We start from the raw sequence: 15,191 nt of genomic DNA, 5'->3' as shown, positions 1-15,191 counted from the left end.
CGATGCGCATCGTCATGATCGGCGCCGGCTATGTGGGGCTCGTCTCCGGTGCCTGCTTCGCCAGCATGGGCACCGAGGTGATCGTCGTGGAGAAGGATCCGTGCCGCATCGAGGCGCTCCAGGCCGGGCGGATTCCGATCTATGAGCCGGGGCTGGACCGGCTGGTCGCCGACTCCGTGCGGGCGGGGCGGCTGCGCTTCGAAACCGCGCTCGACCGCGCGCTGCCCGGCGCCGACGCCGTGTTCCTCGCCGTCGGCACGCCGTCGCGCCGGGGCGATGGCCATGCCGACCTGTCCCATGTGTTCGCCGCCGCCGCCGAGCTGGCCGCTGCATTGCCGGGGCCGACCGTGCTGGTGACGAAATCGACCGTGCCGGTGGGCACCGGGCGGCGGCTCGCCGCGCTGATGCGCGAAATCCGGCCGGATCTCGACGTGGCTGTGGCCTCGAACCCGGAATTCCTGCGCGAGGGCAGCGCGATCGAGGATTTCATGCGGCCGGACCGGATCGTCGTCGGCACCGACAGCGCGCAGGCCGAGGCGGTGCTGCGCGCGCTCTACCGCCCGCTCAACCCGGCCGGGGTGACGCTGCTCTGCACCGGGCTGGAGACGGCGGAGCTGATCAAATACGCGACCAACGCCTTCCTCGCGATGAAGATCACCTTCATCAACGAGATGGCGGATCTGTGCGAGCAGGTCGGGGCGGATGTTCACGAACTCGCCCGCGGCATGGGGCTCGACCGGCGGATCGGCCCGAAATTCCTGCATCCCGGCCCCGGCTTCGGCGGCTCGTGCTTCCCGAAGGATACCCAGGCGCTGATGCGGATCGCCCAGGATGCGCATGCGCCGGCGCGGCTGGTCGAGACCGTCGTGAGCGTGAACGAGGCGCGCAAGGCCGGGATGGCCGGGCGGATTCTCGCAGCCTTCGGCGGCACGGTGCGGCGGCAGCGGATCGCCGTGCTGGGCCTGACCTTCAAGCCGGAGACCGACGACATGCGCGACTCCCCGGCGATTCAGATCGTGCACCGGCTGGTCGAGCTTGGCGCCGAGGTGGTGGCCTATGATCCGGCCGGGATGGAGCAGGCGCGGCGGGATCTGCCGGCGGAGGTGGTCTATGCGCCGAGTGCCGCCGCGGCGCTTGCCGGCGCGGATGGCGCGGTGCTGGTCACCGAATGGAACGAGTTCCGCGCCCTGGCGCCGGACTGGCTGCGCGCGACGATGCGCGGGCGCGTCGTCGTCGATCTGCGCAACGTGTTCGACCCGGCGGCGATGCGTGCGGCGGGGCTCGATCACCACGCGATCGGCCGGCCGGCGCCGCATCGAGCACGTGCCGGCGAGGTGGAGCTGGCGCTCGCGGCGGCGGATTAGAGCATCATCCGATCAGATGGAATCATCTGATCGGATGATGCTCTAGTTATCAATATGATAGAGCACGACATCCGATCCTGATGGATCGGAACGTGCTCTAGAATATCATCTTCGCGCACCGGATGACATTCGAAGGGTCAAAAATCACAGGATCGTGAGCCGCGCTGTTCGTTTGGCGACATGGCGCATCCTCTCGTCCGCCCCTATGTGTAAAATAATGGAGGAGCGAGGAATTCGCAGTGCGACGCGCGGGCTGCCGCGCATCCTGCCCGGTTTCGCGCCCGTCGTCGGGCTCGTCCTCGCCGCGGGCGCGCTGCTTCCGGCACAAGTCGCCCATGCCGCCGAGCCGCAACCCTATGACGTCGCTTTCGCGGCCACCGGCAACGCCCCGCTCGACACGCTGATCCGCCAGAGTTCGAGCCTCGAAACCCTTCGCGGCAAGCTCGCGGTCGGCCCCTTCGCGCTGATCGCCCGCGCCCGCGCCGATCTCGACACGTTCCGCACCGTGCTGGAAAGCGAGGGCTACGATTCCGGCACGATCAGCATCACCATCGACGGTCATGCCTTGTCCGACCCCGCCTTGCCCGACCTGCTGCGCAAGGCGCCGGCGAACCCGCCCGCCCGCGTCCGCGTGGCGATCGTGCAAGGCCCGCTCTATCACGTTGGCGTCATCAGCACCCCCGGCCTCACCGATCCCGCCGCCGCCGCTTCACTCGGCGTGAAGCCGGGCGAGCCCGCCACCGCTGCCCCGCTCGTCGCCGCCGCGTCCCGCCTGGAGACGAAGCTGCGCAATCTCGGCTACGCCTTCGCGAACGTCGCCCCGCCCGTCGCCGAGGCCGATGACACGACGCATACGCTCGCCGTCACCTATCCGGTGACGATGGGCAAGCGCGTCGATGTCGGCGCCATCACCTTCACCGGCATGCAGCGGATGCACCGCCGCTTCATGGCGCGGCACATCGCGCTCAAGCCCGGCCAGCGCTACAGCCAGACGGCGCTGGACGCGGCGCGCGACCAGTTGCTCGGCCTCGGCGTGTTTTCTTCCGTCACCGTCCACACGGCCGCTTCACCGCACCCCGCCGGGCAGGTGCCCATCGCCTTCGCGGTGCGCGAGCGCAAGCGCCATACCGTGGCACTCGGTGCGTCCTATTCCTCCGATCTCGGCATCGATGCCAATGTCTCCTGGACCGACCGCAACCTGTTCGGCGGGGCGCAGAGCCTGATCTTGTCGCTCGGCGCCACCGGCATCGCCGGCAGCGGCCGCAGCCAGACCGCGACCTTCGGCAAGCACACGTATGTCGTCGCCCCCGGCTACGATGCGAAGGCGACCTATCGGGTGCCCGATTTCATCCGCCCCGGCCAGTCGATCGCCGCGACGATCGAGGCGCTCAAGCAATACCTGCCGGCCTATAGCCGCACCGCCTTTCTCGGCCGCGCCATCGCTGCGCGCCCGCTCGGCCCGCATCTGACGCTCGATTACGGCGCCGGCTTTATCTTCGAGAAGGTGAACCAGGAGGGCGAAAGCCGCACCTACCGCCTCGCCCAGCTTCCCGTAACCCTCTCCTACGACACGGCAAATTCGCTCCTCGACCCCACGCGCGGCGTGAAGCTCACCCTGCGCGTCACCCCGAGCCTGTCCCTCGGTGCTGGCGTACAGCCTTTCGTCATCACCGAACTTACAGGCAGCACCTACATCAATCTCGAAGCGCCCGGCCGCGGCGTGCTGGCGCTGCATGGCGTGCTCGGCCGCATCTTCGGCGGCTCGCAATTCGGCATCCCGCCCGACCAGCGCTTCTATGCCGGCGGCACCGGCACGGTGCGCGGCTTCACCTACCAGACGGTCGGCCCGCTCTTCCCCGATGGCATCCCCCAGGGCGGCACCGCGATCGACGCGCTGGAAACCGAGTTCCGCCAGCGCATCGGCAAGCATTTCGGCATCGCCCCCTTCATCGATGCCGGCCAGGTCTCGGCCCATGGCACGCCCTTCACCGGCACGCTGCGCATCGGCGCCGGCCTCGGCCTGCTCTATTACACCGGCATCGGCCCGCTACGCGTCGATGTCGGCGTCCCGCTCAACCGTGCGCCCGGCAGCGCTTCCGTCGCCGTCTATATCGGTCTCGGACAGGCCTTCTGATGCGCCGGGTCTTCAAGATCATCCTCTGGATCGCCGGCATCCTGATCGCCCTGCCGGTCCTTGCCATCCTCGCGCTCGACATCGCGCTGAACACTGGCGCCGGCCGCGCCTTCGCCACGCACGAGATCGGCGCGCTCTCCGGCGGCACGGTCAGGATCGCCGGCCTCGCCGGCCATTTCCCGAAATACATCGCGGCACGGCGCATCGCGATCGCCGATCGCAAGCGCCAGTATCTCGTCATCGACGATGCCGTCCTCCGCTGGTCGCCGCTTGCGCTCCTGCACCGCAGGATCGACATCGGCGAGCTTGCCGCGAAACGCATCGACGTCCTGCGCCGGCCCGCGCCCGCAGCCGCGAAACCGAAGCCGAAACAATCCGCCGCGAGCAGCATCCCGAACCTCTCGCTGGTCCTGCACCGTCTCGAAATCGGCCGTCTTGCTCTCGCGAAACCCGTGCTCGGCCACACGCTCGCGCTGAACATCACCGGCCAGGCCCGCGCGAAATCGCTCGACGACATCGCCGCCACGCTTGACGCTACCTCGCTCGAAGGCCCCTCGCTCGGCGCTCCCGGCACCTACCGCCTCGCCGCGACCCTCGATGCCAACAGGGTGAACGCGCATCTCACCGTCCACGAACCGCCCGGCGGCCCCATCGCCGCCTTCGCCGGCACCGCCAGCCAGCCCGATCTCGCGAAGCAACCTGTCGATCTCTCGCTGACCATCGCTGGCCCGCGCAATGCCGCCGCCCTGCACTTCGCCAGCGCCCTCGGCGATCTCAAGGCGCACGGCACCGGCACGGTCGACCTCTCGCCAGCCACTCCCGGCGCCGATCTCACCATCATCATTCCCGAACTCGCGCCCTATGCCGCCCTCGGCAAGCAGACGCTCGGCGGCCGCACCGTGCTGCACCTCGTCGCGAAACATCGAGGCGACGCCACGACACTTCACTTCGACGACACGGTTGAGATCACGCAGGCGGCGAAACCCGTCCCCGTCCTGGTCGGCAAGCGCGCGACGCTCGCGGGCGATTTCACCCTGGCCCACGGCATCACCACCATCCACAGCCTGACGCTCGACATGGCGGCGCTAAGGGCAAAGCTCGCCGGCACCGCCGCACGGTCGCATCTCGCGCTCAAGGGCACGTTCACCCAGCCCGATCTCGCCCTCATCGCGCCGCAATTCGCCGGCCACGTCACCGAACATCTCGACCTCGCCGGCCCGCCCGACAATCTCGCCCTGCACGGCACGGTGGATGGTCTGGCAACCGCGAAGGGCGTGCAATCCGGCCCGTTCCACCTCGCGATCGACGCCACCAACCTGCCCGGCGCGCCGCAGGGACAGCTCACGGGCACCGGCGCGCTCTACGATTCCCCGCTCTCGCTCAGCGCCACTTTCGCCCGCAGCGCCGCCGGCGCGATCGATCTCGACCTCAAAACCCTGTCCTGGAAATCGCTGCGGGGGCAGGGGCGCATCACCCGCGCCCCGGGCGCGATGCTGCCGGACGGCGCGATTCACATCGCGATGACGCGCCTCGCCGATCTCGCCCCACTGCTGCACATGAAGCTCGCCGGCGCGTTCGCCGCCGATTTCACCCACCATTCCGGCCAGCCCGCCGCCATCGCGCTCACCGCCAGCCACCTCGCCTATGGTACCGTCGCCGCCCTTCGCGCCGCGCGGATCGACGCGACGATCGACCATCTCGCCACGCCCCAAGCGATCGACGCGACCGTGACCCTCACCGGCCTCGACAGCAAGGCGGCAGCGGGCAACCTGACCCTCACCGCCAAAGGCAGCGCGGCCGCGCTCGCCGTTACTGCCGCCGGCCGTTTCGCGCGCCTCGCCGGCAAGCCGGCGCAGCTCGATCTCGCCGCGACACTCGATGGCAAGACCCGCACCATCCACCTCGCGAAACTCGATGCCGCCGCCCGCGGCGTCACCGCCCGCCTGCTTGGCCTCGCCACCATCAGCGCCGGGGCGACCACCGAAATCCACCATCTCGCCCTCGCCCTGGGCGGGCTCGGCGGTGCGGCGCGAATCACCGCCGACGGCACCATCCGCCCGTCGCTCGCCCTCGATGCGAAAATCGCCAATCTCCCCGCCGGCATCGCCCGCGCCGTCGATCCCAACCTCGCCGCCACCGGCCTGCTCGACGCCACCGCCCATCTCACCGGCACGCTCGCCGCCCCCACCGGGACGATCGCGCTGCAGGGCAGGGGGCTCGGCCTCGCGTCCGGCACGGCTGCGAAGCTGCCGCGCGCAACCATTGCCGCCCGCGAGACGCTGCTCGGCCACGCCCTGCGCGGCACCATCGCCGCAACGCTCGGCCCTGCCCGTCTCAGCCTCGACGGCACCGCCCCGCTTGCGCTCACCGGCCCGATGGACCTGTCGTTCCGGCTCGACAATCTCTCGGCCTCGCTGCTGCACGCGGCCGATCCGAAACTCACCGCCTCCGGCATCGTCACCGCCCGCGCCCGGCTGACCGGCACGCCGCGCGCGCCGCGCGGCACGGTCGATCTCGCGGCGACATCCATGCGCCTGCTCACCGGCCCCGCCGCCTCGCTGCCGCCGGCCGATCTCACCGCGCATGAAACCCTGCTCGGCCACAGCGCCCGCGGCACCGCGCGCCTTGCCCTCGGCAACCGGGCGGATCTCACCCTCACCGGCACCGCGCCGCTGGCGGCCGCCGGAGCGATCGACCTTGCTCTGACCGGAACCGCCAATCTCCACCTTCTCGACCCGCTCACCGCAGCCGGCGGCACCGCGGTCGGCGGCACCGTGACGCCGGATCTCCGCGTCACCGGCACGCTGGCCGCGCCCCGCGCCGCCGGCACGCTCACCCTGGCCGGCGGCCGGGTGCAGAACATCGCCAGCGGGCTCGACCTCTCGGCGATCGACGCCACGATCACCGCCGCCGGTCGCACCATCCGGCTCGACCGTCTCTCGGCCAAGGCCGGGGCTGGCACGATCGACGGCTCCGGCAGTTTCGGTCTCGCCAAACCGATGCCGGTCGATCTGCGGCTCGCCTTCCATCACGCGAGCCCGATCGCGAGCGACATCCTGACCGAACGCCTCGGCGGCGCGCTCAGCCTCACCGGCGATATCGACACCGGCGCCAGGCTCGCCGGCACCGTCGCGATCGAGACGGCGAATATCCAGATTCCGCAGGGCCTGCCGCCCTCGGTGGTCAGGCTCGACATCCGGCGCAAGGGCGCCCGTCCGCCGCCACCCGCCGCCCCGGCGCCACCCGTGGCGCTCGACCTCACGGTCGATGCCCGCAACGAGGTCTTCGTGCGCGGCAAGGGGCTGTTCGCCAATCTCGGCGGGCGCCTGCATGTCGGCGGCACACTCGCCGCACCGCAGCCGACCGGCGGCTTCCACCTGATCCGCGGCTATTTCAATCTTGGCGGCAAGACGCTCGATCTCAGCCGCGGCACCGTCCACTTCAACGGCAACGGCATGATCCCGGCGATCGACCTCGAAGTGAGCGGCACCGCCTCGGACGGCACCGTCTCGACGCTGGCGCTGACGGGCGCTGCCAGCGCGCCGAAGATTTCCCTCTCCAGCCTCCCGTCCTTGCCGTCGGACGAGGTGCTGGCGCATCTGCTCTACGGCACCGGCTCGCAGAGTCTCTCGGCGCTGCAGGCCGCCTCGCTCGCCGCCTCGCTGGCCGATCTCGCCGGCATCGGCGGCGGCGGGCCGGATGTGGTCGGCGGGCTGCGCAAGGCGCTCGGGCTCGACCAGCTCTCGATCGGCGGCGGCACCAGCGCGCCGACGATCAATGCCGGCCGCTACGTCGCCCCCGGGGTTTATGTCGGCGCGCAGCAATCGGCCACCGGCGGCGGCACCGGTGCCAAGGTCGAGATCAATCTCTACAAGGGGCTGAAACTGAAAACCGAGGTGCAGTCCAACAGCGGGACCGGCGGCAGCACCGGCCCCGGCGAATCCGTCGGGCTGACCTACCAGTTCGACTATTGAGCAGGCGGGTTCAGAGCATCTTTATCAATGTGGCAGAGCACGGCATCCGATCCGGATGGATCGGAACGTGCTCTATAACAGCTGCCCGCCATCGACGACGATATTCTGCCCCGTCACCCAGCGCGCCGCCGGCGAGGCCAGGAACATCGCCACCTCGGCGATTTCCTCCGCCGTGCCGAACCGCCCGAACGGAATCGAGGCGAGGGTCGCCTCGTAGAGCTTCGGATTGGTCGTCTTGCGCTGTTCCCACAGCCCGCCGGGAAAGGCGATCGAGCCGGGCGAGATCGCGTTCACCCGGATCCGCTTTGGTGCCAGCGTCGCCGCCTGCGACATCGTGTAGTTGATCACCGCCGCCTTCACCGCCGCATAGGGCTGGCTGCGGGTCGAGGCGCGCAGGCCGGAAATCGAGGCGAGATTGACGATCGCGGCCCCCTCGGCGGCCTCGAGGAAGGGCAGGGTGGCATGGCTCGCCCGCACCACCGCCATCACATCCACCCCGATCGCGGCGGTCCAGCCCGCCTCGTCATCGGTCATCCCGAAGCCCGAGGCATTGTTCACCAGAATGTCGATGCCACCCAGGGCGGCGGCGGCGTCCGGCACGAACCGGGCGATCTGTTCCGCATCGGCAAGGTCGCAGGGGGCGGCGAACACCACCCCGCCATGCCCGGCGATTTCGCGCCGCGCCACGTCCAGCGCCTCAGCGCCGCGGGCACAGATCGCGACCGCGGCTCCCTCGGCGGCAAATCCCATCGCGATGGCGAGGCCGATTCCCCGGCTTCCGCCCATCACCACGACCTTCCTGCCCGCAAACCGCATCGCCCGCTCCTCGCCTTCATGTTGTGGGATGGCCGGAGCAAACGCGCCCCGGCCCGCCGGTTCAGGCCGCCTTCTGCTTGGCCGCCGTCGGATAGTCGGTATAGCCCTCGGCGCCGCCCTGGTAGAAGGTCGACATATCGGGCGGGTTCAGCGCCAGCCCGTTGCGGAAGCGGGCAACCAGGTCGGGGTTGGCGATGTAGAGCTGGCCAAAGGCCACCGCATCCACCTCGCCCGCCTCGATCGCCGCCTCGGCGCTCTCGCGGGTGAATTTCTCGTTGGCGATATACACCCCGCCGAACGCCGCCTTCAGCTTCGGCCCGATCCAGTCCGCCGCCTTGTGCTCGCGCGCCGCGATGAAGGCGATCTTCCGCTTGCCGAGTTCGGTGGCGACATGGGTGAACAAGCCGAGCTTGTCGGAATCGCCCATCGAGTGCGCATCGCCGCGCGGCGAAAGATGCACGCCCACCCGGTCGGCACCCCAGACGCCGATCACCGCGTCCGTCACCTCCAGCAGCAGCCGCGCGCGGTTCTCGATCGAGCCGCCGTACCGGTCGGTGCGCTTGTTGGTCGAATCCTGCAGGAACTGGTCGAGCAGGTAGCCGTTCGCGCCATGCACTTCGACACCGTCGAACCCGGCCGCCTTGGCGTTCTGCGCCGCGACCCGGTAGGCCTCGATCACGCCCGGAATCTCGTCGGTCTCCAGCGCGCGCGGCGTCACGAAGGGCCGTTCCGGCCGCACCAGGCTCACATGTCCCTCGGCGGCGATCGCGCTGGGGGCGACGGGCAGTTCGCCGTTCAGGAAGATGGGGTCGGAAATCCGCCCGACATGCCAGAGCTGGGCAAGGATGATGCCGCCCTCGCGATGCACCGCCTCGGTGACGATGCGCCAGCCCGCCACCTGCTCATCGGACCACAGGCCCGGTGTCGCGGCATAGCCGACGCCCATCGGCGTCACCGAGGTCGCCTCGGAGAGGATCATTCCGGCCTCGGCGCGCTGCGCGTAATATTGCCCCATCAGCGCGTTGGGGAGGCGCGCCTCGCCGGACCGCGCGCGGGTCAGCGGCGCCATGACGATGCGGTTGCGCAAGGTGAAGGCGCCTGCCTGCAGGGGTTCAAACAGTTTCGACATGGATCAGCCTTTCGGGTTGATGCTGCGACTTCAGGGAGTGGTTTCGGGCAGACCAAGGGATTTCGCGAGTCCCCTGATCAGCGCTTCGATCGCGCCGTCATTGCGCCGGTAGAACACGAAGGTTCCAACCCGCCTTGTCTCGACCAGCCCCGCCGCGTGAAGGGCGGCGAGATGGGCCGAAATGCTCGATTGCGACAGCGGGCAGCTCCGCTCGATCTCCTTCGCGCAGACGCCGAAGGAGAGCGGGTGCGGCTGCCCGACGAAATGCCGTTCCGGATCGGCGAGCTTGGCAAGGATCGCGCGCCGCACCGGATGCACCAGGGCCTTCAGCCCTTCATCCAGATCCGGCGCGCGGTCATGATCGACATCGATCGTCATGCAACGATAGATGGATCGGAAAAATCCGATATGAAGATCGGGTTTGGCGAATTTATGCAGGGCAGGGATGCGCGCCGCCCGTCCGGCGCGCATCCCGCATCATCTCAGCCCCGCTGGTCGATCGAGACGTAATCGCGGCGCACGGCACCGGTATAGAGCTGGCGCGGCCGGCCGATCCGCTGCGACGGGTCGGCGATCATTTCCATCCACTGGCTGATCCAGCCGGTGGTGCGCGCCAGGGCGAACAGCGGGGTGAACATCGTGGTCGGGAAGCCCATCGCCTTGAGGATGATGCCCGAATAGAAATCGACGTTCGGATACAGCTTGCGCTGCACGAAATAATCGTCGTCCAGCGCGATCTTTTCCAGCTCCATCGCGAGTTCCAGCAGCGGCTCGTGCTTGATCCCGAGTTCGCCCAGCACCTCGTGGCAGGTCTGCTGCATGATCTTCGCGCGCGGGTCGAAATTCTTGTAGACCCGGTGGCCGAAGCCCATCAGCTTGGTGTGGCTGTTCTTGTCCTTCACCTCGGCGATGAAGGCTGGGATGTTGTCCTTGTGGCCGATCTCGCCGAGCATCTTGAGCACCGCCTCGTTGGCGCCGCCATGCGCCGGGCCCCAGAGGGCGGCGATGCCGGCGGCGATGCAGGCGAAGGGGTTGGCCCCGGTCGAGCCGGCGAGCCGCACGGTCGAGGTCGAGGCGTTCTGCTCATGGTCGGCGTGCAGGATCAGGATGCGGTCCATCGCCCGCTCCAGGATCGGGTTCTTCCGATACGGCTCCGGCGGCACCGCGTTCATCATGTAGAGGAAGTTCTCCGCATAGGAGAGATCGTTCCGCGGATACATGAAGGGCTGGCCGGTCGAATATTTGTAGGCCCAGGCGGTGATCGTCGGGATCTTGGCGATCAGCCGGAACGCGCTGATCTCGCGCTCCCGCGCATCGTTCACGTTGACGCTTTCCGGATAGAAGGCCGAGAGCGCGCCGACCACGCCGCACAGCACCGCCATCGGGTGCGCATCGCGCCGGAACCCGTCGAAGAAGCGGCGCACCTGCTCGTGCAGCATCGTGTGCATGGTCACGCCGCGGTTGAACGCCTCGAACTCGGCGGCCGTCGGCAGTTCGCCGAACACCAGCAGATGCGCGACCTCGAGAAAGGTCGATTTCTCGGCGAGCTGGTCGATCGGGTAGCCGCGATAGAGCAGCACCCCCTCATCGCCGTCGATATAGGTGATCTTGCTCTCGCACGAGGCGGTCTCGCCATAGCCGGGATCGAAGGTGAAGATGCCGGTCTGCGCCTGGAGCTTGCGGATATCAGCCACCTGCGGGCCGAGCGTGCCGGCCAGGAGCGGGAGTTCGGCGGTCTTGTCGCTTCCGGGTATCGTAAGCGTCGCGTGCGTCGCGCGCGCGCCTTCGGTCGTGCTGCTCATGCTCAAGATTCCTCTTCTGTCCGGTCGAACCGTCCTGATCCGCTTCCCGGTCGAGTGCCGAGACTAATCGGTCTGGGTGACTGTTTTGTAAATGCTTCGGGCATGATCGCGCAACCTTCGCGCCTGCAACATGACACTTATGCACCACCTGCGGGAGGCGGGTCGATCACCCGCTGCAACCGCGTGGTTTTCGGCTTCAGCTCGCGCCAGGGCGTGAGGACGAGGAATTCGGCGGCCCGCATCGTCGGGAAGCCCTCCTCCAGCCGCGCATGCGCCGCGCCGCGCTCCTGCGCGCCCGAGGCCAGCATCAGCGCCAGCTCGTGCAGCCCCGGATTATGGCCGACCACCAGCACGCTCAGCATCGTCTCGCGCAGCTCGCGCAGCATCTCCAGCATCCGCGCCGCCGGCGCCATGTAGAGCCCGTCGAGCACCTCGATGTTCGGTTGCCCATCCCAGAACGCAACGCCGTCCAGCGTCTCGCGCGTGCGCCGCGCCGAGGATACCAGCACCACGTCCGGCTCGATCGCCAGCTCCCGCAGCCGGGCGCGCATGCGCTGCGCCGCCGCCCGCCCCGCCGGGCTCAGCGCGCGGTCGTGATCGGCCTGGTCGCCCCTGGCCGGTTCGGCTTTGGCGTGGCGCATGAGGATGAGCTGGTGCATGTGTTTCTTTCGCGGCGGGAATGGCCGCCCGTTTATGCGCGGCTCCGCCCTCGCGATCCAGAGCGGCTTCCCTATTTATCACACATGAGCCTTGCGCTGGCGGCGGATCGACATCCATTCGCCGCCAGCGTCCGTAACCGCCACACCGTGAAGGAGGACCGATGACCGATATCCCCATCGCCCGGCGCGGCGTTCTCGCGGCGGCAGCCGGCGCCTTGCTGACGCCGCCGAAGCTGACGCCGCCAAAGCTGCCGCAGCACCGCAGCCTCGCGTTCGACGTCTATCGCAATGGCAGCCATGTCGGCGTCCAGCGCCTGCGCTTCCTTGTCGATGGCACAAGCCTGACGGTGGACAACCACGTCGATCTCAAGGTCGGCCTTGTCGGCATCCCGCTCTTCACCTACCGCGCCCATATCGTCGAACACTGGCAGCGCGGCGCCTTCCACGCCGCCACCAGCGACATCGACAACGATGGCACCCGCATCCGCCTCGATGTCGAGCGCACGGATGCAGGCGTCGTCATCGCCGGCAACCGCATCGCCCGCTACACCGCCCCGCGCGACGCCCTGCCGCTCACCTACTGGAACAAGGCGATGCTGGACGGCCCGATGATCAACATGCAGACCGGCCATGCCGACCGGCCGACCGTCACCCATGAGGGCTGGTTCCGCCTGCCCGCCATGCCCTCGGGCAGCGTCACCGCTTCACGCTACCAACTCACCGGCCCGATCCGCCTCGCAGTCTATTACGACAAGACCAACACCTGGTCCGGCCTCGCCTTCCACCATCGCGGCCACATCACCTATCGCCCGATCCTCGGCTGATGGCCGGCCATCTCCGCGTCATCCTGGGCGACCAGCTCTCCCCCGCCATCGCATCCCTCGCCGGTCTCGATCCCGGCGCCGACACGGTGCTGATGGCCGAGGTGATGGGCGAGTGCACCTATGTCCCGCATCATCCGCAGAAGATCGCGCTCGTCCTCGCGGCGATGCGCCACTTCGCCAGGGCGCTGAGCGCTCGCGGCGTCGCCGTCCGCTACATCGCGCTCGACGATCCGGCGAATACCGGCACGCTTGCCGGCGAGGTTGCCCGCGCCTGCGCCGCGCTGAAGCCCGACGCCATCATCGCCACCGAACCCGGCGAATACCGCGTGCTCGAAGCCATGCGCGGCTGGGCGGAGCAGACCGGCATTCCCTGCGACATCCGCGACGACACGCGATTCCTCTGCTCCCGCGTCGATTTCGCCGCCTGGGCGGGATCGAAGAAGCAGCTCCGAATGGAGTTCTTCTACCGCGAGATGCGCCGCCGCCACCGCATCCTGATGGAGGGGGACGACCCGGTCGGCGGCAAGTGGAACTACGACCCCGAGAACCGCAAATCCCTGCCCGCCGGGCTTGTGCCCCCCGAAGCGAAGCGCTTCCCGCCCACGGCCGAAACCCGCGAGGTGCTCGCCCTCGTCGCCGCCCGCTTCGCCGGTCATTACGGCAGCCTCGACGGGTTCGACTGGCCGGTCACCGCGCGCGATGCCGAGGCGGGCTTCGCCGATTTCCTCGCCCGCCGTCTCCCCGGCTTCGGCGACTGGCAGGACGCGATGGCGGCGGACCGGGATTTCATGTTCCACTCGCTGGTTTCCGTCCCGCTCAATCTCGGCCTGCTCGACCCGCTCGATCTCTGCCGCCGCGCCGAGGCGGAATACGAAGCTGGCCGCGCCCCGCTCAACGCCGTCGAGGGCTTCATCCGCCAGATCCTCGGCTGGCGCGAATTCATCCGCGGCATCTACTGGCGGCACATGCCCGGCTACGCGACGCTGAACGCCCTCGGCGCCGAGCTGCCGCTGCCCGAATTCTACTGGACCGGCGAGACCGACATGCGCTGCATGGCGCAGGCGATCGGGCAGACGCTGCGCCGCGCCTATGCCCATCACATCCAGCGCCTGATGGTCACCGGCAATTTCGCCCTCCTCGCCGGCATCGCGCCGGATGCGGTCGATCGCTGGTATCTCGCCGTCTACGCCGATGCCTATGAATGGGTGGAGATGCCCAACACCCGCGGCATGGCGCTGCACGCCGATGGCGGCATCGTCGGCTCGAAACCCTACGCCGCCTCCGGCGCCTACATCGCCCGGATGAGCGATTACTGCGCCGGCTGCCGCTACGACGTGAAGGACGCGACCGGCCCGCGCGCCTGCCCCTTCAACGCGCTCTACTGGGATTTCATCGCCCGCCACGCCGATCGCTTCGCCGCCAATCCGCGCATGGCCATGCCGGTGCGGACATGGCACAAGATGGCGGAGCCGAAGCGCCGCGCCCTGCGCGACCGCGCCGCCGACCTGCGCCGCCGCCTGCAACACGGAGACCGAGTGTGAAACCCGTCACCAGCGCCGACGGCATCGTCTGGATCACCGGCGCCTCCAGCGGCATCGGCCGCGCCCTCGCCGAGGCGCATGTCGCACAGGGCTGGCGCGTCGCCATCACCGCCCGGCGCGAGGTCGAGCTTCGCGCCCTCGCCGAAACCCATCCGAGCCGCATCATCGTCGCCCCGGCCGACGTCACCGATCCCAACGCTGTGCGCGAGGCGGTGAACACCATCACCCGCGACGGCCCGATCGCCCGCGCCATCCTCAACGCCGGCACCTATGAGCGTGACACCGCCGAAACCTTCACCGCCGAGCGCTTGCGCCGCCAGGTCGAGCTGAACCTGCTCGGCACCGCGCACGGACTCGAACTGGTGATGCCGGCGATGATCGCCCGCAAGCGCGGCCAGATCGCGCTGATGTCCTCGCTCGCCGGCCTCGCCGGCCTGCCCGGCTCGGTCTCTTATTCGACGACCAAGGCGGCGCTGATCGCCACCGCCGAAGCCCTGAAATTCGATCTCGACCGCCACGGCGTCGCGATCTCGGCGATCTGCCCCGGCTTCGTGAAATCGCCGCTCACCGCGCAGAACCGCTTCCCGATGCCCTTCCTGATGGAAACCCCCGCTGCCGCCCACGCCATCATGCGCGGGCTCGATGCCGGGCGGTTCCTCATCGCCTTCCCCGAAGGCCTGGCCCGCCCGCTGCGCATCCTGCGCCTGCTGCCCCATGCCGCCTTCTTCCCGCTCGTCGCCCGCTTCACTGGCTCGCGCACCCAGGGCGGGGCGGAGCCGGACCTGGACCCGGAGAGCTAGAGCATCATCCGATCGGATGGAATCATCTGATCGGATAAAGATGCTCTATTTATCAACAAGATAGAGCACGACATCCGATCCTGATGGATCGGAACGTGCTCTAGGTTCTGTACCTATTGCCATGACTACGGGGCGTCTGATTCAAGTC

General features: G+C 68.9%; 12 protein-coding genes. 7 read left to right on the top strand and 5 right to left on the bottom strand.

What is annotated here, in order from left to right:
• Positions 1-2 precede the first annotated feature (2 nt).
• From B7Z76_RS07655 to B7Z76_RS07645, 3 genes are all read left to right on the top strand, one after another.
• Positions 3-1,364, top strand: a complete 1,362-nt coding sequence (locus B7Z76_RS07655) for a UDP-glucose/GDP-mannose dehydrogenase family protein (protein ID WP_174504296.1) — start codon at positions 3-5, stop codon at positions 1,362-1,364.
• A 217-nt stretch (positions 1,365-1,581) separates the two neighbouring features.
• A complete protein-coding gene (locus tag B7Z76_RS07650; protein ID WP_291343133.1) occupies positions 1,582-3,498 on the top strand; it encodes an autotransporter assembly complex family protein in 1,917 nt (638 codons plus the stop codon).
• Positions 3,498-7,472 carry a translocation/assembly module TamB domain-containing protein gene (locus tag B7Z76_RS07645; protein WP_291343132.1) on the top strand — a complete coding sequence of 1,325 codons (3,975 nt, stop codon included), beginning with the start codon at positions 3,498-3,500 and terminating at the stop codon, positions 7,470-7,472. The genes B7Z76_RS07650 and B7Z76_RS07645 overlap by 1 nt, the downstream gene beginning before the upstream one ends.
• 72 nt (positions 7,473-7,544) lie before the next feature.
• On the opposite strand, the gene B7Z76_RS07640 is transcribed toward B7Z76_RS07645, so the two are convergent.
• From B7Z76_RS07640 to B7Z76_RS07630, 3 genes are all read right to left on the bottom strand, one after another.
• Complete coding sequence (locus B7Z76_RS07640) at positions 7,545-8,288, bottom strand: SDR family NAD(P)-dependent oxidoreductase (RefSeq protein WP_291343131.1); 744 nt, start codon at positions 8,286-8,288, stop codon at positions 7,545-7,547.
• Positions 8,289-8,349: 61 nt separating this feature from the next.
• Positions 8,350-9,417, bottom strand: a complete 1,068-nt coding sequence (locus B7Z76_RS07635; protein ID WP_174504300.1) for an alkene reductase — start codon at positions 9,415-9,417, stop codon at positions 8,350-8,352.
• A 30-nt stretch (positions 9,418-9,447) separates the two neighbouring features.
• Positions 9,448-9,795 carry a helix-turn-helix transcriptional regulator gene (locus tag B7Z76_RS07630; RefSeq protein WP_291343129.1) on the bottom strand — a complete coding sequence of 116 codons (348 nt, stop codon included), beginning with the start codon at positions 9,793-9,795 and terminating at the stop codon, positions 9,448-9,450.
• Between B7Z76_RS07630 and B7Z76_RS07625 the strand changes: the two genes are divergently transcribed.
• On the top strand, positions 9,775-9,927 hold the full coding sequence (locus tag B7Z76_RS07625) for a hypothetical protein (RefSeq protein WP_291343127.1): 153 nt from the start codon (positions 9,775-9,777) through the stop codon (positions 9,925-9,927). The two genes, B7Z76_RS07630 and B7Z76_RS07625, sit on opposite strands and share 21 nt — an antisense overlap.
• Here the strand turns inward: B7Z76_RS07625 and gltA are convergent.
• The gene (gltA, locus tag B7Z76_RS07620; RefSeq protein WP_174504302.1) at positions 9,900-11,219 is read right to left on the bottom strand and encodes a citrate synthase; all 1,320 of its coding nucleotides are present in this window, start codon (positions 11,217-11,219) and stop codon (positions 9,900-9,902) included. The two genes, B7Z76_RS07625 and gltA, sit on opposite strands and share 28 nt — an antisense overlap.
• Positions 11,220-11,356: 137 nt before the next feature.
• The gene (locus B7Z76_RS07615) at positions 11,357-11,878 is read right to left on the bottom strand and encodes a histidine phosphatase family protein (RefSeq protein WP_174504303.1); all 522 of its coding nucleotides are present in this window, start codon (positions 11,876-11,878) and stop codon (positions 11,357-11,359) included.
• Positions 11,879-12,039: 161 nt separating this feature from the next.
• Between B7Z76_RS07615 and B7Z76_RS07610 the strand changes: the two genes are divergently transcribed.
• Genes B7Z76_RS07610 through B7Z76_RS07600 form a run of 3 tightly spaced genes read left to right on the top strand, consistent with a single transcriptional unit; the run spans position 12,040 to position 15,043 of the window.
• Positions 12,040-12,702, top strand: a complete 663-nt coding sequence (locus B7Z76_RS07610) for a DUF6134 family protein (RefSeq protein ID WP_291343124.1) — start codon at positions 12,040-12,042, stop codon at positions 12,700-12,702.
• Positions 12,702-14,243: a cryptochrome/photolyase family protein gene (locus tag B7Z76_RS07605; protein WP_174504305.1), complete on the top strand. Its 1,542-nt coding sequence runs from the start codon at positions 12,702-12,704 to the stop codon at positions 14,241-14,243. The genes B7Z76_RS07610 and B7Z76_RS07605 overlap by 1 nt, the downstream gene beginning before the upstream one ends.
• Positions 14,240-15,043 carry an SDR family NAD(P)-dependent oxidoreductase gene (locus B7Z76_RS07600; RefSeq protein WP_174504306.1) on the top strand — a complete coding sequence of 268 codons (804 nt, stop codon included), beginning with the start codon at positions 14,240-14,242 and terminating at the stop codon, positions 15,041-15,043. The genes B7Z76_RS07605 and B7Z76_RS07600 overlap by 4 nt, the downstream gene beginning before the upstream one ends.
• The last annotated feature ends 148 nt before the right edge of the window (positions 15,044-15,191 follow it).

Origin of the sequence: Acidiphilium sp. 20-67-58 (assembly GCF_002255515.1) — a bacterium.
In the GTDB taxonomy this organism is placed as follows: Bacteria; Pseudomonadota; Alphaproteobacteria; order Acetobacterales; family Acetobacteraceae; genus Acidiphilium.
Note: the sequence above shows the minus strand (reverse complement) of the source record. Positions and strands in the feature narration are given on the sequence as shown.